Here is a 444-nt window from a genome sequence, read left to right as displayed (position 1 = left end):
GTATTGCGGAAACAGCGCGGCAAACGCCCAATCTATCCTTTGGTGGATGGACGAATCGGTCAGCAAATCCTCATGCCGCCCGTTCATCTCATCGGTCAGTATCCCCAACATACGGTAGCGCGTGTTCATAATCATCGGCGAGATAACCGCGCCATTAAGGAACTCAAACTGATTCAACAATTCCAATTCCGACACACCCTCCCTACCGTTGCACTTCTTGATATGCCGGATCATCCCGTAGGCAAGCATCTTATGCTGCTTTTTCAACGCTTTGGTAATCAAATCCACGCCTTCTTCGCTGTCCAGCAGCATCCTGTGTATCCACGCCAAATGTTCGCGTATCGTTACCGCCAGCCGCCAGACAATCTGATACAGCCGCTCCGTATCTTCGATATTTTGGGCAAAATCGAACGACACCCGCCCCAAAGCCCGATTGCTGTACTC

General features: G+C 51.1%; 1 protein-coding gene. It reads right to left on the bottom strand.

What is annotated here, in order from left to right; genetic code table 11:
- Positions 1 to 444 (bottom strand): hypothetical protein (locus tag ACTHTJ_RS10885; RefSeq protein WP_440362690.1); only part of this gene is annotated, 444 nt, incomplete at both ends.

The organism is Neisseria sp. P0018.S001 (genome assembly GCF_051957355.1).
Lineage (GTDB): Bacteria > Pseudomonadota > Gammaproteobacteria > Burkholderiales > Neisseriaceae > Neisseria > Neisseria subflava_A.
The sequence above is the reverse complement of the archived record's forward strand: the minus strand, read 5'-3'. Positions and strand labels throughout refer to the sequence as shown.